Raw genomic sequence first — 20524 nt, forward strand, 5'->3', positions numbered from 1 at the left:
GTCAGGCTTTCTCGACGTTATTCAGCGCCAGTGAAACCGCCAGGGTTTGCGCCAGGCACAGAGACGCCACCTGCGAGCGGAAGCCATCCACCTGCGCTTCACGTACCACAAAGCAGACATCGCTGAAGGCGGCCAGCGGGCTGACCTGGCTGTCGGTGATGGCGATCTGATGCGCACCCCGTTTGGCACCGAGTTCCACCAGTTCTACTGCTTCACGTGCATAAGGTGAGTAGCTGATGGCAATCACCACATCTTTGGGATTTACCATGCTCAGCTGCTCGGTGAACATTCCGCCGAGGCCGTCAATCAGGAAGGCGCGACGTTCCAGATGGCGCAGTGCGTACACCAGATACGACGCTACGCTGAAGGATCGACGCAGGCCGATAATGTAGATATTTTCTGCTTCATTTAGCAGCTTCACCGCTTTGTTGAGCTGCTCGGGGTTAACCTGCATTGCCAGCTGCTGCAGCGCCTGGCTGTTGACCATGGTGAAGACATTCAGAATTTCGACCGGGCTTTCCGGTGAGCTGGCGCTGTCGTCGGTCGCGGTCTGACGGAACAGACGCGCGCGCTCGGTGTAGTTCACCGTTTCTTCCATCAGGTGCTGACGGAAAACCTGTTTCATTTCGTTGAAGCCACTAAATCCAAAGGCGTTGGCAAAACGGATCAGCGTGGAAGGGGGGACGTCGGCCTGCTGGGCGATCGAAGCGACCGTATCAAAGGCAATGCTGTTGCTGTTATCAAGAATATAGCGCGCCACCTGTTTCAGGCGTTTGCTCAGCGTTTCATAACGACGACGGATGTCGTCCTGTAACAAGGTCAATTGGGTGGGGTTATTGGTCATTACTTCGGCCCGCTAATAAGAATTATGGCTGGATAATGAGCGCTATAGTACCAGATGGATGGAAAATTTCATTTGTTTGACAGCATCGTGAAGGTTATTTCATCGGTTTATGAAACGCCTCACAAAATGCAGGGTGGTTAACGACATAATTTGTAGCGGCGCAATTTATTGCGCCATTCCCGAAACGCGGTTGGAAAAAACCGCGCGATAAATCGCGCCGCTACGTTCGTGCATTATGTGGGGACTGCTTTAGCTGCGCGCGGCGCGCCAGTACTCAATCAGCCGCAGGTAATTGCCTTTCACCGTCTCGATCAGCGCCTGATCATCCAGCTCGCCCTGTAACCACTGGCGTGATGGCTGGCCGAAAATGGTGCGACCCACCGCAAACCCTTTGACCCACGGAGCCTGGGCGGCGGCGGCGAAACCGGCTTTCAGTTTCTCTTCCGGTGCGTCGAGGCCGAGCAACAGAATGCCGCGGCAGTGGGGATCCTGTTGTTCGATCAGGCGGCTTACTGCCTGCCAGGTCTCGGCGGATAATGGCGGCAGTTTCCACCAGTCCGGCTGGATGCCGAGACTGTAGAAATGGCTCAGCATATCGACGTAGTAAGATTCTTTCTTATCCGGATTGCTCTCCGGCAGAATCACTTCCAACAGCAGCTCATGCCCGCTCTTATTACAGCCATTCCACACGTCCAGAATCAGGTCATCCTGTTCTTTACGCATTTCGGTGCTGTCGTGCGGATGATAGAACACCAGGCATTTCACCACGTGTTCCTGCGGCCAGCTAACCAGCTGGGAGCCGATATTGCCGTGTTCGAGGCGTAACGGGCGTGAGCTGGGCAACTCAATCGGACGACCAATCCACCAGCCTTTGCCGGTGATGGCGTTCAGCGCTTTTTGGCCGTAAGTGGTGTCTGCCAGGATGCCACTTTTGCTATCCAGACCCGCCTGTTGTGCCGCTTCTTCAGCTGCCTGCAACAACAGCAATTTCAGTTGTGGGATGCGGCTTTCATCGACACCCGCTTCGCGGGCCATATCGGCAAGTTGTTTGCGATGGTCGAAAGCGAACACGTTCAGCTCCGGCCACTGTTGGGTACGCGTGGTAACGCGATGCAGATGGTTGAGACGGGAATCCAGGTCGGGGCGCTTGACCGCGTTATCACGGCTGAGGAAGTCATCCAGCTCCTCTTTGGTCGGCATCGCCGGGGCACAGCCGTGACGTGACACCACCAGCGCACCACAGGCGTTGGCGTAGCGACAGGCCTGCTCCCAGCTTTCATCGTTCAGCCAGCCACGCAGCAGGCCAGACATAAAGGCATCGCCAGCACCCAGCACGTTCAGCACTTCAACGCGCACGCCGCTATGCAGTTTGGTTTGCTCCCAGCTATCCGGGATATCCCCTTCAAACACCACACAACCCAGCGGGCCACGTTTACACACCAGGGTCGCCTGGCTGGCCTGACGCACATTTTTCAGCGCGGTCAGCGTATCGGTGCTGCCACCGGCGATATGAAACTCTTCTTCTGTTCCGACAATCAGATCGAAATAATGCACCACTTCCTGCAATTGTTTCGTCACCTGGCTCGACTCAATGAAACGCGTTTCACCGTCGCCGAGTGAGGTCAGACCCCACAGCACCGGACGGTAATCGATATCCAGCGCGGTGCGCAGGCCGTTACGTTTGGCGATATCCAGCGCTTTCAGCACCGCAGCACGAGTATGTGGGTGTGACAGATGCGTACCGGTTACCGCCACGGCGCGCGAGGAAGTAATGAAATCTTCATGGATATCTTCCGGCACCAGGCCCATATCGGCGCAGTTGTCGCGGTAAAAAATCAGCGGGAAGGTTTCTTCATCTTTAATGCCGAGGATCACCAGCGCCGTAAGACGATCTTTGTCCGTAATCAGTCCATCGGTGTTGCAGCCCACGTGCTGCAAGGTCTCACGCAGAAAGCGGCCATTATGCTCGTCCCCAACGCGTGCCAGCATGGCAGATTTCAGGCCCTGGATGGCCGTGCCATACGCCACGTTACCGGAAGATCCACCAAGATATTTGGCGAAGGTGCTCATATCTTCCAGTCGTGATCCAATTTGCTGACCGTAGAGGTCGACGGCGATGCGTCCGATACAAATCACATCAAGCCGCTTCTGTTGTGTACTCATACCTATGGTTTCCTTCTGTGATAAGCAGACACTGCGGGCTGCGTGGCCCGGTATCGGGCACTGTGCTTCCGGGTTCTCAAGGTGCCTGATTGGCTATGGTCGCAGTATGGGGAATAAAAATTCCAAATACAATATGAAATGAAATATCTGTCACGATTTTGTGAACCAGGTAAAACTCTTGTCAGTGTGCTAAACAGCGGATGGCGGAGCGATGAGTTTCACGGATGCTCTGGCTTGTGAGCCAGCTCGCAGGAAATCACTGTGAAATAAAGGAAGCTACTGAAGTGAAATGAAATTTCGTTATTCCCCCAGCATGCTTCAAAGCTGTTCCACTTTGCCCGGTTTGTGGCCTGTCCCTGTGTCCGTTTCACCGCTGAATTTGATCTCCATCGCAAAATGAAATGTTTCTTCTGTAATCATATTTTATGGAAAAAATATTTGTTTATAATCGCCTCACGTTTCACTTATCCGCGGTCGCCATTTCCGGTGCGTTGACGTTAACCGCGTTGTACCTGGTCCGCAGGTACCAGCATGTAAAGGAAGATCATATGGGCACAATCAGATTAACCACGGCACAGGCGCTGGTGAAATTTCTCAATAACCAGTATCTGAACGTGGATGGCGTTGAAACCAGGTTCGTGAAAGGCATTTTCGCTATTTTTGGTCACGGTAATGTGCTGGGACTGGGACAGGCACTGGAGCAGGACAGCGGCGATCTGGTGGTACATCAGGGCCGTAATGAGCAGGGGATGGCGCATGCAGCCATCGGCTTTGCCAAGCAATCGCTGCGCCGCCAGATCATCGCCTGTACCTCGTCGGTCGGACCGGGCGCAGCCAATATGATCACCGCCGCTGCCACCGCAACGGCGAACCGCATCCCTTTACTGCTGCTGCCAGGCGATGTGTTCGCGACGCGCCAGCCGGACCCGGTGCTGCAACAGATCGAGCAGAGCCACGATCTCAGCATCAGCACCAACGATGCCTTCCGCGCCGTCAGCAAATACTGGGATCGCGTCAGCCGTCCTGAGCAACTGATGACCGCCTGTATCAATGCCATGCGCGTTTTGACCGATCCGGCGGAAACCGGTGCCGTCACTATCGCGTTGCCGCAGGATGTGCAGGGCGAAGCCTGGGACTTCCCGGAATATTTCTTCCAGAAGCGTGTGCATCGTCTTGATCGTCGTCTGCCAACCGCCGCTCAGCTTGAAGAAGCCCTGGCGCTGATTGCGCGTAAGCACAAGCCGCTGATCGTCTGTGGGGGTGGCGTGAAGTATTCCGGCGCCGGTGAGGCGCTGCGCCAGTTTGCTGAGCGTTTCAATATTCCGTTTGCGGAAACCCAGGCCGGTAAAGGCACCATCATCTCTGATCATCCGCTGAACGTCGGTGGCGTGGGGGAAACCGGTTGTCTGGCCGCTAACCTGCTGGCGAAAGAGGCTGATCTGGTCATTGGGATCGGCACCCGTTACACCGACTTTACCACTGCCTCAAAATGGATTTTCCAGAACCCGGACGTCAGCTACCTCAATATTAACGTCAGCAATTTCGACAGTTACAAGCTGGATGCGGTGCAGCTGCTGGCCGATGCCCGTGAAGGCCTGACTGCGCTGGAACATGGCTTGCAGGGCTTTGAAAACCACTGGGGTGGCCAAATTGACCAGGCGCAGAGCAAGCTGCTGAAAGAAACCCAGCGCGTTTTTGCCGCGGTCTATAACACTGACGATTTCATCCCGGAAATCGCCGACCATATTGACCGTGAAGCGCTGTTTGCTGAATTCCAGCGCCTGACGCAATCGGTACTGACGCAGAGCAGCGTGCTGGGCACCTTAAACGAGCAACTCCCAAAGGATGCGGTGATTGTGGCTGCCGCGGGCAGTCTGCCGGGCGACCTGCAACGCGTGTGGCGCACCAAAGATTACAACTCGTACCACGTTGAATACGGTTACTCCTGCATGGGGTACGAGGTGAATGCGGCGCTGGGCGTGAAGCTGGCACAGCCGCAGCGCGAAGTCTACGCGATGGTGGGGGATGGCTCTTTTATGATGCTGCATTCCGAGCTGGTCACCTCGATTCAGGAAGGGGCGAAAATCAACGTTATCCTGCTGGATAATATGACCAACGGCTGCATCAACAACCTGCAAATGGAACACGGTATGGACAGTTTCACCACCGAGTTCCGCTTCCGCAACCCGGAAGGTGGCAAGCTGGATGGTGGCTTTGTACCGGTGGACTTCGCCGCGATTGCGGGTGGCTACGGCTGTAAAACCTATCGCGTCACCACGCTGGAGCAACTCAAGGATGCGTTGATTGACGCGCAGAAGCAGACGGTTTCGACCCTTATCGACATTAAAGTGCTGCCAAAAACCATGGTGCACAAATATTTCAGCTGGTGGCATGTGGGTGTGGCGCAAGCCTCCACTTCCGAGCGCACGCAAAAAGTGGCTGACAATCTTAACGCGCATATCGAACAGGCGCGTAAGTACTAATCTTCTGGCCGGTATTCTCCGGCCTTGTTTTACCCTTATCCGACTCTACAGGTGTAATTATGACGCTCAAACTCGGTGTTATCGGTACCGGTGCAATTGGTCAGGAACATATTCGTCGTTGCAACAACGTGCTGCAGGGCGCGAAGGTGGTGGCGGTTTCAGATATCAACGTTGAAGGTGCGCGTGCTGCGCTGCAACGTCTGAATATTGAGGCTGAGGTGTATCAGGATGGCCATCAGGTCATCAACTCACCGAATGTTGATGCGGTGCTCGTCACCTCGTGGGACCCGACGCATGAAGAGTTCACCCTGGCGGCGATCGCCGCGGGTAAGCCGGTATTCTGCGAAAAGCCGCTGGCGCTGACCGCTGACGGCTGTCGTCACATCGTTGATGCGGAAGTGAAACACGGCAAGCGTCTGGTTCAGGTTGGTTTTATGCGCCCGTACGATTCAGGCTATCGCGCGCTGAAAAAGGTAATTACCGACGGCGAAATCGGTGAGCCGCTGATGCTGCACTGCGCGCATCGCAACCAGAGCGTGGGCGAGAACTACACCACCGACATGGCAATCACCAATACCCTGATTCACGAGCTGGATGTACTGCGCTGGCTGACCGAAGACGATTACAAAAGCGTGCAGGTGGTGTTCCCGCGCGTGACGTCGAAATCGCACGCGAAACTGAAAGACCCGCAAATCGTGCTGTTTGAAACGCAGAAAGGGATCCGCATTGACGTGGAAATCTTCGTTAACTGCGCTTATGGCTACGACATTCAATGCGAAGTGGTGGGAGAAGAGGGCATCGCGAAGCTGCCGGAACCTTCTGCGATTCAGATGCGCAAAAATGCCCGCCTTGGCAATGCCATTCTGACTGACTGGAAAGATCGCTTTATCGATGCGTATGACGTGGAACTGCAGGCATTTATTAACGACGTCAAAGCCGGACAGCTGACCGGACCTTCCGCATGGGATGGCTTTGCTGCCTCGGTGGCGGCGGATGCCTGCCTGAAGGCGCAGAACAGTGGTGCCATTGAGCCGGTTGAAATGCCGCCGCGCCCGACTTTTTATAACAAATAATCAGGGCTTCCCATGAACAAAGACAATGTAAGACTGGCGATTGCGCCGATCGGCTGGACCAACGATGACATGCCGGAGCTCGGTAGCGAGAACACATTCCAGCAGACTGTCAGTGAAATGGCGCTGGCAGGCTTTACCGGCAGCGAAGTGGGCAGCAAATATCCGCGCGATCCGGCGGTGCTCAAGCCGATGCTGGATATCCGTGGCATACAGATCTGCAACGCCTGGTTTAGTACCTTCTTCGCCAACGGCGAAAAAGCGAAAACCATCGACGAATTTACCAACCACATGAATTTCCTGCATGCCATGGGCGCGCGCGTGATTGGTTGCTCTGAGCAGAGCAAAAGTATTCAGGGCACCACCCTGCCGGTGCTGGAACAGAAACCTATTTTCAGCGATGAAGAGTGGCGTCTGACAGCAGAAGGCTACAACGAGCTGGCGGAGATCGCCGCGCAGAAAGGGATGCGCGTCTGCCTGCATCATCATATGGGCACCGCGATCCAGACACCGGCCGAGATCGACCGTTTTATGGCATCCACCAATCAGAACGTGGGCCTGCTGTATGATACCGGCCATATTTACTATTCCGAGGGTTCGCAGCAGGCGATGCTGGATGTGCTGACCCAGTACCTGCCGCGTATTTTCCACGTGCATCTGAAAGATGTCCGCGACAGTGTCGTAGCGGAAGTCCGTAAAAATTCACTGTCCTTCCTCGACGGCGTGAAAAAAGGTACGTTCACTGTTCCGGGTGATGGCGTGATTGATTTCAAACCGGTGTTCAAAATCCTCGATGATTTTGGCTATAAAGGCTGGATGGTGGTGGAAGCAGAGCAGGACCCGGCGCTGGCGAACCCATTTGAATATGCGGTGAAAGCGCGGAAATATATTCGCGAAAATACCGGGTTGTAAGATCAAATACGCGCCGCTACCGGCCGCACCAGACCGTAGCGGCGCGATTTATCGCGCGGGTTTAAGTTCTACTGAGCAATAGTGACCAGGCTCCCCACTTGCCAACATGCACTGTCGCCCAGGCACCAATTTGATTCGGATATTGCCAGACGCCGAAAAAAGTTCCTAAGTTTTCTGCCAGCCAGATAAAAAATCCTATCAACACAAAGGCCAGCAACAGCGGCATACGATATGGCTTTGAGTTCATCCCAACTTTCCAGCCTGGTAGTGACCATAATGAATTGGATAGCCAGCGCGATAATCAATAAGACATCGTACCGGGGCAAGGCAAATTAAATACAAAAAGGCTGTTATCCTTTTGCAGGATAACAGCCTTTTATCTGGCTGGAAGCTAACTTACGACGCCAGCGACAACGTCGGTTTTTGGCGGTGGGTCGCCAGCCATTCACGAATACGCGCCTGTTCGGCATCGTTCAGCCACATGCCCTGTTTGGTACGACGCCAGATAGCATCGTCCAGTTCATACACCCATTCGTGTTTCACCAGGTAACGCAGTTCGGCTTCATAGAATTCATGGCCGAAGTTCTCACCGAGATCGGCGAGGCTCTGTGCGCCTTCCAGCAGCACTTCAGTGTTGCTGCCATAGGTGCGGGCGAAATGGCGTGCCATGCCTTCGCTGATAAACGGATAACGGCGACGCAGATTGGCCGCGTAATCCTCGCGTGAACCGGCGATATTGCCACCCGGCAGTACGGCGTTTTTGGTCCAGGCCGGACCGGCGTTCGGGTAATATTTCGCCAGTTTCTCCAGCGCGTGTTCCGCCAGCTTACGGTAAGTCGTCAGCTTGCCGCCAAATACTGACAGCAACGGTGCCTGACCATTATCGTCATGCACATCCAGCGTGTAATCACGGGTAATCGCCTGCGGTGAGTCGGACTCGTCATCACACAGTGGGCGCACGCCGGAATAGGTCCAGACGATATCTTCGCTGGTCAGCTGTTTTTTGAAGTGTGCGTTGTACACCTTCAGCAGATAGCTGATTTCGTTATCATCGATTTTCACCTCTTTCGGATCGCCTTTATATTCGACGTCAGTGGTGCCGATGATGGAGAACTCATCCATCCACGGGATAACAAATACGATGCGGTGATCTTCGTTCTGCAGAATATAGGCCTGCTTTTCACGATGTACGCGCGGCACCACAATATGGCTGCCTTTGATCAGACGGATGCCATACGGGGATTTCAGCTTCAGGCCATCGTCGAAGAACTGTTTGACCCATGGACCGGCCGCATTCACCAGACCTTTGGCACGCCAGGTGTAGGTTTTACCGGTATCAATATCTTCCGCTTCGACCATCCACAGGCCACTTTCACGCCAGGCACGGGTCACGCGGGTACGGGTGCGGACTTCGCCACCCTGTTTCACCACTTCCTGGGCATTGAGGACTACCATGCGCGCATCGTCCACCCAGCAGTCGGAATATTCGAATCCGCGCGTGATTTCAGACTTAAGTGCCGAATCCGCGCCAAAACGCAGGCCTTTACTGCTCGGCAGACTGGTGCGTTTGCCGAGATGGTCGTACATAAACAGCCCCATGCGGATCATCCACGCCGGGCGCAAATGCGGGCGGTGCGGCAGACGAAAGCGCATCGGGAAGGCAATGTGCGGTGCCATTTTCAGCAGCACTTCACGTTCCGCCAGGGCTTCGCCCACCAGGCGAAATTCGTAGTGTTCCAGGTAGCGCAGGCCACCGTGGATCAGTTTGGAACTGGCAGAGGAGGTTGCACAGGCCAAATCCCGCGCCTCCAGCATCAGCACCGACAGTCCGCGTCCTGCAGCGTCCACTGCAATGCCGGCACCGTTGATGCCGCCGCCGATAACGATCAGGTCTTTGGTTTCCACGTCATCTCCTCCGATGTTCGGAATAGTTCTTAAATGTTCGTTTTCGAGCATAATGATAATCGGAAACCAACATCGATGCCAGCGGTTAACCTAATAAAAACATCTTTGCGTGATACAGCTAACATTCCGGCAGGAAAAAAAATACAAAGCCACACTCTTTATCAGGTTATGGCGCTGACAACTCAGGGTAAACTAGGCGTCAATTGTGACGATGTGATGAGAGACACCATGGAAAATTTCGAATGTATTAACGTCCTGCAAGCTCAGGAGCATCTGGCACAAGGTGCCCAGCTGGTGGACATCCGCGACCTGCAAAGCTTCTCCCTGGGCCATGCTGCCGGTGCGCAGCATCTGTCGAATGACAACCTTGCCGACTTTATCAGTCAGGCGAAACTCGACCAGCCCGTTCTGGTGATGTGCTACCACGGTAACAGCAGTAAAGGTGCCGCGCAGTTCCTGTTAGGGCAGGGATTTCGTGCGGCATACAGTATTGATGGGGGATTTGACGCCTGGCGCGCGGCGTTTCCGGCTCAGGTAGCCACTGGCTCAATGTGAGCGTACATAAAAGGAAGGAGAGCACCGCATGATGCGCATTACCCAGTTCAATAATCCGCGCATGGCTCAGGCGTTTGTTGATTATATGGCGTCGCGCGGCGTCAGGCTGACGATTGAGCGTGAAAGCCATTTCGTCATTCTGCTGGAAGATGAAAGCAAACTGGATATGGTCGAAAACGAGCTCGCACAGTTCGTTCGTGATCCCAACCACCCCCGTTATCAGGCCGCCAGCTGGCACACCGGCAGTACCGAGAGCGGCCTGCGCTATGAGCGCAGCAATATCTGGGCGAACATTCGCGAACGCGCGGGTCCGCTCACCATGACCATGATGATTGCCTGTGTGGCGGTGTTTATCCTGATGCAGATTGTCGGTGATGAAACCGTGCTCGGCTGGCTGGGCTGGCCCGATGGCCCGGAGCAATATTTCCAGGTATGGCGCTGGTTTAGCCATGCGCTGCTGCATTTTTCCCTGCTGCATATTCTGTTCAACCTGATGTGGTGGTGGTACCTCGGCGGAGCGGTAGAAAAGCGTCTTGGCAGCGGTAAGTTATTTGTGATTATGCTCATTTCCGCACTCCTCACCGGCTGGATGCAGGCTAAATTCAGTGGCGCGCTGTTTGGTGGTCTGTCGGGTGTGGTGTACGCCCTGATGGGGTATTGCTGGCTGCGTGGCGAGCGCGATCCTGAAAGTGGGATTTATCTTGAGCGCGGTTTGATGGGTTTCGCTATTGTATGGTTGATTATTGGCTGGTACGGCGCATTTGGTTTGTCGATTGCCAATGCGGCACACGTCACTGGCCTGCTGGTTGGACTGGCGATGGCGTTTGTCGATACGCGTTCGAGCGCGCTGCGCCGCTAGCACCAAAAAAGAAGAAGATCGCGGCATGCAGCCGTGAACAGGAGAGAGATGTGAAGCAGACGCAACGTCATGACGCCATTATCGATCTGGTCCGGCGTCAGGGATATGTCAGCACGGAAGAGCTGGTGGATCATTTTGAGGTCAGCCCGCAAACCATCCGGCGCGATCTGAACGATCTGGCCGATCAGAACAAAATTCAGCGTCATCACGGGGGCGCCGCGCTGCCATCCAGTTCAGAAAACACCGCCTGGCAGGACCGCAAAATGATGTGGTCGGCGGAAAAAGCGCGCATTGCGGCGCGCGTCGCCAGCCAGATCCCTGATGGCGCGACCTTGTTTATCGATATCGGGACCACGCCGGAAGCGGTAGCCCATGCGTTGCTGAACCATAGCAATCTGCGTGTGGTCACCAATAACCTCAACGTGGCGATGTTGCTGATGGCGAAGCCTGATTTCCGCGTCATCATCGCTGGTGGTGAAGTCCGCACCCGCGATGGCGGTATCATGGGGGAAGCCACCCTCGACTTTATTTCCCAGTTCCGCCTTGATTACGGCATTCTTGGTATCAGTGGTATTGATATGGATGGCTCGCTGCTGGAGTTCGATTACCACGAAGTGCGTACCAAACGCGCCATCATTGAAAACTCACGCTGCGTGATGCTGGTGGTGGATCACTCGAAATTTGGCCGCAACGCCATGGTCAACCTGGGCAGCATGAGTCTGATCGACTATCTGTACACTGACCTCGTACCGCCTGCCAGCGTGATGAAAGTGATTGAGCAGCACGAAGTCCAGCTCGAACTCTGCTAAATCCTCCAGCCAGGCGGGCTTTTTTTCTCTCCCGCCTTGTTTTTCTGTCGCTTTTTTCTCCTGCCCCGTCTTTACTTATCCATTCAGGCCTTCCATGGCCCTGCGCTCCCCAATTTCGCTTAACCGTTACCGGATTCGGAAGGGATTGATATGTCGCAACAAAAATTCAATAAAGCGCGCTTTGACGCCGCTCTCACTCGCCAGTGGCAATATCTTGGTCTTTCTTCAGCACAACAAATGACGCCGCATCAGTGGTGGCAGGCGCTGAGCGCTGCGCTGGCGGAGTTGCTGGCAACGCAGCCCCCGCTGACGCCGCGCAAAGGCCAGCGCCACGTCAATTATTTATCGATGGAGTTTTTGATTGGGCGTCTGACGGGCAACAACCTGATGAACCTCGGCTGGTACGACGATGTTCAGGCTGCGCTGGCATCGCATCAGGTTTCCCTGAGCGAGTTGCTGGAAGAAGAGATCGATCCGGCGCTCGGTAATGGCGGGCTGGGGCGCTTAGCCGCCTGTTATATGGATTCGATGGCCACTGTCGGCCAGGCGGCGATGGGGCATGGCCTGAATTATCAATACGGTTTGTTTCGCCAGTCGTTTGATGATGGCCAGCAAAAAGAAGCGCCGGATGACTGGCAACGTGATCGTTACCCATGGTTCCGGCATAACGCGGCGCACGATGTGCAGGTGGGGATGGGCGGTAAAGTCGTCAAAACCGAGGGAGGGGGTTTTTACTGGCAACCCGATTTCTGGCTGAAAGGTGAGGCCTGGGATTTACCGGTGGTGGGCTATCGTAATGGCGTCACCCTGCCGCTGCGCCTGTGGAAAGCCACCAGCGGCCATCCGTTTGATCTCAGCCTGTTTAATGACGGTAAATTTCTTCAGTCCGAGCAGCCGGGTATCGAGGCGGCAAAACTCACCAAGGTGCTGTATCCCAACGACAATCATCAGGAAGGGAAGCGCCTGCGTCTGATGCAGCAATATTTCCAGTGCGCCTGCGCGGTGGGGGATATTTTGCGGCGTCACCATCTGGCCGGGCGTTCCGTGCATGAGCTGCCGGATTATGAAGTCATTCAGCTGAATGACACCCATCCGACCATCGCCATTCCTGAGATGCTGCGCCTGTTGCTGGATGAGCATCAGCTGAGCTGGGATGATGCCTGGCACATCACCAGTCGCGTTTTTGCCTATACCAACCATACGCTGATGCCGGAAGCGCTGGAGCGCTGGGACGAGCGCCTGGTGCGCAGCTTGCTGCCGCGACATATGTTAATTATCCGCGAAATTAATCGCCGTCTGAAGAAGCTGGTGCAGCGACAATGGCCGGATGATGAGGCGGTGTGGCACAAGCTGGCCGTGGTGGCGGATGGCCAGGTACGCATGGCGAACCTGTGTGTGGTCAGCGGCTTTGCCGTCAACGGTGTGGCGGCGCTGCATTCTGAGCTGGTGGTCAACGATCTGTTCCCGGAATATCACCAGCTGTGGCCGAAGAAGTTCCACAACGTCACCAACGGCATCACGCCGCGTCGCTGGCTGCAACAATGTAATCCACGCCTGTCGGCGCTGCTCGACGAAACCCTGCAGGTTGAATGGGCCAACAATCTCGACGCATTGAAAGCGCTGGAACCCTTTGCGACGAAAAAAGCCTTTCGCCAGAAGTACCGCAAAATCAAGCAGGCCAACAAACAACAGCTGACGGAGTATATCCATCAGGTGACCGGCATTCAGGTGAACCCCGAGGCATTGTTTGATGTGCAGATCAAACGTCTGCATGAATACAAGCGCCAGCACCTCAGCCTGTTGCACATTCTCCATTGTTACCGCCAGCTGCGGGACGATCCGCACAACCCGGACTTCGTGCCGCGGGTGTTCCTGTTTGGGGCCAAAGCGGCACCGGGGTATTACCTGGCGAAAAACATCATCTATGCCATCAATAAAGTGGCTCAAGTGGTCAACAACGACCCGAAAGTGGGGGATAAGCTGAAGGTGGTGTTTATCCCGGACTACCGTATTACCGCCGCTGAGCTGATGATCCCGGCGGCGGATCTCTCCGAGCAAATCTCCACGGCCGGATATGAAGCCTCCGGCACCGGCAATATGAAGCTGGCGCTGAATGGGGCGCTCACCATCGGCACGCTGGACGGGGCTAACGTGGAGATTGCGGCGGAAGTCGGCGCGGAAAATATCTTTATCTTTGGCCACACAGTGGATGAAGTGAAAGCGCTGAAAGCGGAAGGGTATCACCCGAAAAAGCTGCGCAAGGCCAATAAACATCTCGATGGCCTGCTGAAAGAGCTGGAGAAAGGCAAATTCAGCGATGGTGATAAGCATGCCTTTGATCTGCTGCTCGACAGCCTGACGAAAAATGGCGACCCCTGGCTGGTGCTGGCTGATTTTGATGCTTATATCGCGGCACAGCAGCAGGTGGAAGCGCTGTGGAAAGATCAGGAAGCCTGGACCAAAGCGGCCATCCTTAATACGGCGCGCACCGGAATGTTTAGTTCTGACCGTTCGATTCGTGATTACCAGAAACGCATCTGGCAGGCGAAGCGGTAAAATCGGAGAAACCATGACGCTAAGCAAACTGGATCAGGCGGCACAAGACGCCGGTATCGCGTTACGTTTTATCAACGCCAAAGGCGAACCGGCAACCATCAGTGATGATACCAAACGCGCGTTGCTGGAGGTGATGGCGACTCCGGCGGGCAAAACGCCGCCGCTGCCTCCGGTGCAGGTGTTTGCCGGTCGGGCCAAACGCCAGTTGGTGCCACAGGGAAACGGTGAATTCAGCTGGCAACTGATATCCGAACAGGGAAAACAGTGGCAGGGCAGCGTGCAGGGCGGTGAGGTGCTGCGCCTGCCGCCGCGTCTGCCGCAAGGCTATCACCAGCTGACCCTGCGCAAAGGCCGCCAGCAGTGGCTGACACGCATCATCCTCGCACCACGTCGTTGTTATTTGCCTGCACCGCTGGAGCAAGGAGAAAAACGTTGGGGGGCGCTGGTGCAGCTGTATACGCTGCGCTCCGACCAAAACTGGGGGATCGGCGATTTTGGCGATCTGGAGCGGATGCTGGAACAGGTGGCTGCGCAGGGCGGTGATTTCGTCGGCCTCAATCCTTTGCATGCGCTTTATCCGGCACAGCCGGAGATGGCCAGCCCCTACAGCCCTACCTCGCGTTACTGGCTGAATGTGCTGTATATCGATGTCAGCCAGCTGGAGGATTTCCAGCGTAGCAGCGCGGCACAACGCTGGTGGAAAAGTGCCAAAACCCGCCGGGCACTGGAACAAGCCCGTACCAGTGACTGGGTGGATTACCGCGCGGTAGCGGAGCTTAAAATCCATGCGCTGCGTCTCGCCTGGCAGACGTTCCGTCAGCATGACAGGCCCGAATTTCAGCAGTTTATGGCGCAAGGTGGCGAACACCTGCGCTATCAGGCGGCGTTTGACGGTATTCAGGCTGAACGCTGCGCAGAGGATCAACAGACGTGGGGCTGGACCGGCTGGCCGGAAGGCTGGCGCAACGCACAGTTGCCGGAAGTACAGCAGTGGTGCGCACAGCATGAGGACGAGATTCAGTTCTGGAGCTGGTTGCAGTTTCTGGCACAGCAGCAGTTTGCCCGCTGCTGGCAACGGAGCCAGCAGCTGGGTATGACGGTGGGGCTGTATCGCGACCTGGCAGTCGGTGTGGCGCAGGGGAGTGCGGAAACCTGGCAGGATCCGCAACTCTACAAGCTGCGTGCCTCGGTTGGCGCACCGCCGGATCGCCTTGGCCCGCTCGGGCAAAACTGGTCGCTGCCGCCGCTCGATCCTCATGTGATGCGTGCGCGCGGCTACCAGCCGTTTATTGATCTGTTGCGCGCGAATATGCGCGATTGTGGCGCGTTACGTATCGATCATGTGATGGGGCTGCTGCGTTTGTGGTGGATCCCTTATGGGGAAACAGCGGATAAAGGCGCGTACGTCGCCTATCCGGTACAGGATCTGCTGGCGATCCTCGCTCTGGAGAGTCAGCGCCATCACTGCATGGTGATCGGTGAAGATCTCGGGACGGTGCCCAAAGAAATTGTCAGCCTGCTGCGCAACAGCGGCATTTTTTCCTGGAAGGTGCTGTGGTTTGAGCAACACCACGATGAAAGCTACCGTCTGCCTGCCGAGTATCCGCGCCAGTCAATCGCCAGCGCCAGCACCCATGACCTGCCCACGCTGACCGGGTTCTGGGAGGCAGGTGATTTGTTGCTGGGAAATGAACTCGGGCTGTATCCTGGTGAAAGCGTGTTGCGATCCCTGCAACAGCAGCGGGCAAAGCAGAAGCAGGCACTGCTGGATGCGTTGCATCAGGCGGGTGCGTTAGCGGCGCGTAGCGCTAAGCAGGCGACGAAACTTGCGATGTCACCCACGCTCAATCTGGCGATTCACCGTTTTCTTGCCGCGACCGAGAGCGCGCTGCTGGGCCTGCAACCGGAAGACTGGCTGGCTATGGACTCACCGGTGAATGTGCCGGGCACGGTTGAACAATATCCCAACTGGCGACGTAAACTCAGCGTCACGCTGGAAGCGATGTTTGCGGATGGGGAAGTGCAACGGTTGCTGAAGGCAGTGAGCGCCGGGCGCAGGGGGAAATAAGACGCGCGACAGCGTCGGGTCGCTGTCGCGCGCAAAGAATCAGTAGTAGGAGTGTTCGCCGCGCTGATGCTCGGTGAGATCGCGCACGCCTTTCAGTTCCGGGAAGGCTGCCAGCAGCTCTTTCTCGATACCGTCTTTCAGGGTCACGTCAATCATCGAACAACCGTTGCAGCCGCCGCCAAATTGCAGAATGGCATAACCGTCATCGGTGATTTCCATCAGCGAAACGCGACCACCGTGACCCGCCAGCTGAGGGTTAATCTGCGCCTGCAGCAGATACTCAACACGTTCCACCATCGGTGCATCGTCAGAGACTTTACGCATCTTGGCGTTCGGCGCTTTCAGCGTCAGCTGGGAACCGAGATTATCGGTGACAAAATCGATCTCCGCGTCTTCCAGGTAGGGAGCGCTCAGCTCGTCAACATAGGCTGACAGCTTTTCAAACTTCAGCTCGGTATCGGTCGCTTCCACGGCATCGGGTGGACAATAAGACACGCCGCACTCGGCGGTTGGCGTACCCGGATTGATAACGAATACGCGAATTTGGGTGCCATCTTCCTGTTTTGAGAGAAGTTTTGAGAAGTGCTCTTGCGCAGTATCAGTAATACGGATCATGGCGATTGCTCAATAGTTGACTAATTTAGTTGGTTATAATACGCCCAACGCCGACGCTCTACAAGGTACGGCACAGGCATCCAATCTGTACGCTGGCAGCGCCCGCTGCCTGCAACATGCGGCTGATTTCCGCCACTGTGCTGCCGGTGGTCACCACATCGTCGATAAGCAGGATATGGCGTCCGCGCAGCGGGATTTCAAGGCGAAATGCCCCACGCAGGTTCTTCCTGCGTGCCGAAGCGCTCAATACATGCTGTATCGCCGCTTTGCGTACCCGGCGTACGCCATCCACATAATCGCAGCCCAGCCAGTGTGCCAAAGGTTGTGCCAGCAGCGTCGCCTGATTGTAGCCACGCTGCCAGTGACGGCGCGGGTGCAGGGGGACGCTGAGAATGATATCCGGGTAAGGCAATGCATAACGCCGCCGAATGGCTAACCACTTTAGCAAAAGCAGCCGCGCCAGCATCACCCTGAGTGCGGTAGCGCGGGAAAACTTCAGCTGTTGCACCCAGTGGCTGAGCGGGGGTTGATAGTCGCTGACGCAAATCAGGTACTGCCACGGCGGAGGACGTTGCAGGCAACGGCCACAGGGCTGATGGGCTCGCGCGGCTAAGCCACAGCATGGGCAAAGTTCCGGTAACGCAGGCAACAGGCGTAAACAGCTGCTGCACAGGCCATGCTGCGCCAGCCGTAGCGGCAGACGGCATAGCCAACACAGGGCAGGGATTGATAGCATAGCGACCTCCTTTTCACTTTCAGGATAGTAACCGATGAGTTCGCTCTACTGGCACACCACAGGCACGGGAGATCGCGATCTTGTGCTGCTGCACGGCTGGGGATTGAATGCCGAAGTGTGGCAAAACATCATTCCGCGACTCAGCCCGCATTTTCGTTTGCATCTGGTCGATCTGCCGGGTTTTGGCCGCAGTCAGGGCTTTGGTGCACTGACGCTGCCCGCCATGGCACAACAACTGGTGACACATCTGCCCGAACGCAGCCTGCTGCTGGGCTGGTCGCTGGGCGGACTGGTCGCCAGCCAGCTGGCACTCACGCAGAAGGAACGCGTAAGTGGGTTGATCAGCGTCGCCTCCTCGCCCCGTTTTACCGCCAGTGATGAATGGCCGGGTATTAAACCCGAAACCCTGCATGGTTTTCAGCAGCAGTTGAGCAACGATTTCCAGCGCACCGTAGAACGCTTTCTGGCCTTGCAGACGCTGGGCACCGAAAGCGCCCGCCAGGATGCACGTCAGTTGAAAGAAATCGTCCTGTCGCAGCCGATGCCCTCAGTGGCGGTGCTGGAAGGGGGGCTGGAAATTCTGCGCCACAGTGATTTGCGCAGCGCGCTGGATGATCTCAGGCTGCCCTTTCTGCGCCTGTATGGTTATCTGGACGGTCTGGTGCCACGCCGTATCGCGGCAGAGCTGGACACCCGCTGGCCACACTCACCCTCAGTGGTGATGGATAAAGCGGCCCATGCGCCGTTCATTTCCCATCCCGATGCATTTTGTCAGCATATTCTTAGCTTTAGCGACCGCCTGCCGCGCTAACTGGCAATTCTTCCGGAAAGGTCAATACTTTCCGGGTGAGCCGTATCGTTTGCCTCTGGAATTAAACCTGTGAACCCGGTTCCTGATGCGCTCATATCCCGGAAAAGCCAATAATAAGTGAGGGTAATTTAATGAAAATCATCAAGACAGTTTTGGCGGCAGTGGTAATGGGGGCAGTATCGTTTTCAACTCTGGCGGCCATGGTGGCCAAAGAGGTGACTAAAGAACAAGTGAAGGAAATGCATCTGAAAAAAATTGGTACGGTGCACACCACAGATGAAACCACCTCGCCGATGGATGCTAAAGCCGTTCTGGCGAAGAAGGCGGGTGAAAAAGGCGGGAAATATTTTCTGGTGATAGCAGGACGTGAGCACGGGAAGTTTAGCGGCATCGCAGACGTCTACGAGTAATCAGCCACGTAACCACATAAATTGCCAGGCGGCCAGTGTGATCGGCTGGCCGCCATCAATCTTCTCACCGCTGATCAAATCTTGAAAATGTCGCCCCTGCGGCAATGTCGTTTCAACCTCGCGACTGCTGAGATTAAACACGCAAAGTAAACCTTCCTGGCTGTCAGGCTTATGACGGCGCAGCACCAGCAAGGCGTTATCGCTATCGAACAGCGTCATCGGGTTGTCCGGATGGAAGGCTGGCTGGCGTATGCGTAATTGAATCAGCGCGCTGAGGCGTTCAAACACCTGCTGACGCAGCGCATTGCCGCCACTCAGGAACTGCTCCATCTCGCGTAAGCTGTATTTCTCTCGATTAATGGCGCGGTTGTGTCCGGCAGCGCGCACCCCTTCGTTGTCGTTACGCGAGCCGAGGATGCTTTGAATGTAGATCGCGGGCACCCCGGGAAAGACCAGCAGGATGGCATGGGCCAGCAGAAAACGGCGCAGTCGCGTGTGGTCATCGTCATCCTGGAGATTTAACGCATCAAGATAGGTGACGTTGATTTCATACGGGCTAGTGGTGCCGTCCGGATTGTTTTTGTAGGACACCAGTGCGCCTTCCAGCGCCAGATCGCGCACCAGCGCCACAATCTCCACCTCAGACAAAATACCGCGTGCCGGATTGAGGCCAATGCCGTCATGTGAGGCGAGAAAGTTAAAAAAGGTGGTGTCATTGCTGCTGAGCTCCAGCGAGCTGGCCCACTGGCGCAGCGCGCGCCCGGAGCCGGAATGAATGGCGTGCAGCACCAGCGGCGGCAGCGAAAACTGGTACACCATCTGCGCCTCGTCGTGGCCATTGCCAAAATAGCCGATGTTGTCTTTATGCGGCACGTTGGTTTCGGTGACGATGACTGTCCCCGGTGCGACCACATTGGCAATGGCGCGGAACAGCTTCACCAGCTGATGGGTTTTTGGCAGATGAATGCAGTTCGTCCCCGGCGTTTTCCACATATAGCCCACCGCATCCAGCCGGACATAGTCGGCTCCTTTCTTCAGGTAATCGAGCAGCACGTTGACCATGCGGATCAGCACTTCCGGATTGGCGAAGTTGAGATCGATTTGATCGGCGCTGAAGGTGGTCCAGATAAAACGCGTTGCACCATCGGCCATGGTGAACGGCGTCAGCAGTGGTGATGTGCGTGGGCGGGTCACGGCACTGAGATCGGTCGCGGGCGGCATACTGATAAAAAAGTCATCCCAGCCGGGGTCCTGCGCCAGAAAGTGACGAAACCAGGCGCTGTGTGCGGACATATGGTTACAGACGAAATCGAACATCAGCCGGGTATGAGTATGCAGTGCGGCCACATCCTGCCAGTCGCCACAAATCGGGTTGACCTGATGATAGTCGATGACCGAAAAACCATCGTCTGAGGAGTAGGGAAAAAACGGCAGCAGGTGGACCAGCGAAAAGGTGCCTTGCAGATGTTGCTGGTAAAAGCGGGAGAAGGTGGCAAGCGTGGGCACTTCTGGCTCACGAAACTGATCGGCATAGGTGATCAGCACCACATCCTTTTCATCCCAGTGCGGTTTGCGCGGGATTTTGACGGTATCACGTGCGGCGCGAATATGGGAAAGCAGACGCTCACGGGCCGCCACGGGGAAGGTGCCTGCATAAATCTCATCAAGTAAGGCGTTGATAATATCCATCAGATCGCTGTGCCACGCGGAAGGTCATTTTTTCACACG

16 protein-coding genes and 1 pseudogene are annotated in these 20524 nt (G+C 55.8%); 10 read left to right on the forward strand and 7 right to left on the reverse strand.

What is annotated here, in order from left to right:
• Position 1 precedes the first annotated feature (1 nt).
• Together RCF31_RS14310 and RCF31_RS14315 are read right to left on the reverse strand one after the other, a co-directional pair.
• The gene (locus RCF31_RS14310; protein WP_084877544.1) at positions 2 to 844 is read right to left on the reverse strand and encodes a MurR/RpiR family transcriptional regulator; all 843 of its coding nucleotides are present in this window, start codon (positions 842 to 844) and stop codon (positions 2 to 4) included.
• Positions 845 to 1093: 249 nt separating this feature from the next.
• A complete protein-coding gene (locus RCF31_RS14315) occupies positions 1094 to 3007 on the reverse strand; it encodes a bifunctional 5-dehydro-2-deoxygluconokinase/5-dehydro-2-deoxyphosphogluconate aldolase (protein WP_416411243.1) in 1914 nt (637 codons plus the stop codon).
• A gap of 548 nt (positions 3008 to 3555) precedes the next feature.
• Here RCF31_RS14315 and iolD point away from each other — a divergent pair.
• The 3 genes from iolD to iolE are packed head-to-tail and all read left to right on the forward strand — an operon-like array spanning position 3556 to position 7472.
• Positions 3556 to 5490, forward strand: coding sequence for a 3D-(3,5/4)-trihydroxycyclohexane-1,2-dione acylhydrolase (decyclizing) (iolD, locus tag RCF31_RS14320; protein ID WP_299448215.1), 1935 nt, complete (start codon positions 3556 to 3558; stop codon positions 5488 to 5490).
• A gap of 59 nt (positions 5491 to 5549) precedes the next feature.
• The gene (locus RCF31_RS14325) at positions 5550 to 6563 is read left to right on the forward strand and encodes a Gfo/Idh/MocA family protein (RefSeq protein ID WP_416411244.1); all 1014 of its coding nucleotides are present in this window, start codon (positions 5550 to 5552) and stop codon (positions 6561 to 6563) included.
• 12 nt (positions 6564 to 6575) lie between these two features.
• Positions 6576 to 7472: a myo-inosose-2 dehydratase gene (iolE, locus tag RCF31_RS14330; RefSeq protein ID WP_416411245.1), complete on the forward strand. Its 897-nt coding sequence runs from the start codon at positions 6576 to 6578 to the stop codon at positions 7470 to 7472.
• A 61-nt stretch (positions 7473 to 7533) separates the two neighbouring features.
• Here the strand turns inward: iolE and RCF31_RS14335 are convergent.
• Both RCF31_RS14335 and glpD read right to left on the reverse strand, forming a co-directional pair.
• Positions 7534 to 7710 (reverse strand): annotated as a pseudogene (locus tag RCF31_RS14335) (DUF817 family protein); the annotation flags it as partial.
• 158 nt (positions 7711 to 7868) lie between these two features.
• Positions 7869 to 9377, reverse strand: coding sequence for a glycerol-3-phosphate dehydrogenase (glpD, locus tag RCF31_RS14340; protein ID WP_416411246.1), 1509 nt, complete (start codon positions 9375 to 9377; stop codon positions 7869 to 7871).
• A gap of 228 nt (positions 9378 to 9605) precedes the next feature.
• On the opposite strand from glpD, the gene glpE reads away from it, so the two are divergent.
• From glpE to malQ, 5 genes are all read left to right on the forward strand, one after another.
• Entirely contained in the window at positions 9606 to 9932 is a 327-nt protein-coding gene (gene glpE, locus RCF31_RS14345) for a thiosulfate sulfurtransferase GlpE (protein ID WP_416411247.1), read from the forward strand.
• Between the two features lie 31 nt (positions 9933 to 9963).
• On the forward strand, positions 9964 to 10791 hold the full coding sequence (gene glpG, locus RCF31_RS14350) for a rhomboid family intramembrane serine protease GlpG (protein ID WP_084878615.1): 828 nt from the start codon (positions 9964 to 9966) through the stop codon (positions 10789 to 10791).
• Between the two features lie 50 nt (positions 10792 to 10841).
• Positions 10842 to 11600: a DeoR/GlpR family transcriptional regulator gene (locus tag RCF31_RS14355; RefSeq protein ID WP_084877524.1), complete on the forward strand. Its 759-nt coding sequence runs from the start codon at positions 10842 to 10844 to the stop codon at positions 11598 to 11600.
• 150 nt (positions 11601 to 11750) lie between these two features.
• Positions 11751 to 14156 carry a maltodextrin phosphorylase gene (gene malP, locus RCF31_RS14360; protein ID WP_416411248.1) on the forward strand — a complete coding sequence of 802 codons (2406 nt, stop codon included), beginning with the start codon at positions 11751 to 11753 and terminating at the stop codon, positions 14154 to 14156.
• Positions 14157 to 14169: 13 nt separating this feature from the next.
• On the forward strand, positions 14170 to 16224 hold the full coding sequence (malQ, locus tag RCF31_RS14365; RefSeq protein ID WP_416411250.1) for a 4-alpha-glucanotransferase: 2055 nt from the start codon (positions 14170 to 14172) through the stop codon (positions 16222 to 16224).
• Between the two features lie 39 nt (positions 16225 to 16263).
• Here malQ and nfuA read toward each other — a convergent pair whose 3' ends face one another.
• On the reverse strand, positions 16264 to 16839 hold the full coding sequence (gene nfuA / locus RCF31_RS14370; protein WP_084877517.1) for a Fe-S biogenesis protein NfuA: 576 nt from the start codon (positions 16837 to 16839) through the stop codon (positions 16264 to 16266).
• A gap of 58 nt (positions 16840 to 16897) precedes the next feature.
• A complete protein-coding gene (gntX, locus tag RCF31_RS14375; RefSeq protein ID WP_416411251.1) occupies positions 16898 to 17575 on the reverse strand; it encodes a DNA utilization protein GntX in 678 nt (225 codons plus the stop codon).
• A 34-nt stretch (positions 17576 to 17609) separates the two neighbouring features.
• Between gntX and bioH the strand changes: the two genes are divergently transcribed.
• Together bioH and RCF31_RS14385 are read left to right on the forward strand one after the other, a co-directional pair.
• Positions 17610 to 18386, forward strand: a complete 777-nt coding sequence (gene bioH / locus RCF31_RS14380) for a pimeloyl-ACP methyl ester esterase BioH (RefSeq protein ID WP_416411252.1) — start codon at positions 17610 to 17612, stop codon at positions 18384 to 18386.
• Positions 18387 to 18517: 131 nt separating this feature from the next.
• A complete protein-coding gene (locus RCF31_RS14385; protein WP_084877508.1) occupies positions 18518 to 18796 on the forward strand; it encodes a DUF1471 domain-containing protein in 279 nt (92 codons plus the stop codon).
• Here the strand turns inward: RCF31_RS14385 and RCF31_RS14390 are convergent, their stop codons facing one another.
• Positions 18797 to 20485 (reverse strand): alpha-amylase family glycosyl hydrolase, encoded by a 1689-nt coding sequence (locus tag RCF31_RS14390; RefSeq protein ID WP_416411253.1) that lies wholly within the window; start codon positions 20483 to 20485, stop codon positions 18797 to 18799.
• Between the last annotated feature and the right edge of the window lie 39 nt (positions 20486 to 20524).

It is taken from the genome of Pantoea sp. App145, from assembly GCF_047947045.1.
In the GTDB taxonomy this organism is placed as follows: domain Bacteria; phylum Pseudomonadota; class Gammaproteobacteria; order Enterobacterales; family Enterobacteriaceae; genus Pantoea.

Bases quoted from the DNA above. Each gene is read 5' to 3' on its own strand.
- malQ (WP_416411250.1), top strand. From the start codon at position 14,170: ATGACGCTAAGCAAACTGGATCAGGCGGCACAAGACGCCGGTATCGCG.
- RCF31_RS14310 (WP_084877544.1), bottom strand. From the start codon at position 844: ATGACCAATAACCCCACCCAATTGACCTTGTTACAGGACGACATCCGT.
- gntX (WP_416411251.1), bottom strand. From the start codon at position 17,575: ATGCTATCAATCCCTGCCCTGTGTTGGCTATGCCGTCTGCCGCTACGG.
- nfuA (WP_084877517.1), bottom strand. From the start codon at position 16,839: ATGATCCGTATTACTGATACTGCGCAAGAGCACTTCTCAAAACTTCTC.
- RCF31_RS14390 (WP_416411253.1), bottom strand. From the start codon at position 20,485: ATGGATATTATCAACGCCTTACTTGATGAGATTTATGCAGGCACCTTC.
- RCF31_RS14385 (WP_084877508.1), top strand. From the start codon at position 18,518: ATGAAAATCATCAAGACAGTTTTGGCGGCAGTGGTAATGGGGGCAGTA.
- bioH (WP_416411252.1), top strand. From the start codon at position 17,610: ATGAGTTCGCTCTACTGGCACACCACAGGCACGGGAGATCGCGATCTT.
- glpG (WP_084878615.1), top strand. From the start codon at position 9,964: ATGCGCATTACCCAGTTCAATAATCCGCGCATGGCTCAGGCGTTTGTT.
- RCF31_RS14325 (WP_416411244.1), top strand. From the start codon at position 5,550: ATGACGCTCAAACTCGGTGTTATCGGTACCGGTGCAATTGGTCAGGAA.
- RCF31_RS14315 (WP_416411243.1), bottom strand. From the start codon at position 3,007: ATGAGTACACAACAGAAGCGGCTTGATGTGATTTGTATCGGACGCATC.
- glpE (WP_416411247.1), top strand. From the start codon at position 9,606: ATGGAAAATTTCGAATGTATTAACGTCCTGCAAGCTCAGGAGCATCTG.
- iolD (WP_299448215.1), top strand. From the start codon at position 3,556: ATGGGCACAATCAGATTAACCACGGCACAGGCGCTGGTGAAATTTCTC.
- iolE (WP_416411245.1), top strand. From the start codon at position 6,576: ATGAACAAAGACAATGTAAGACTGGCGATTGCGCCGATCGGCTGGACC.
- malP (WP_416411248.1), top strand. From the start codon at position 11,751: ATGTCGCAACAAAAATTCAATAAAGCGCGCTTTGACGCCGCTCTCACT.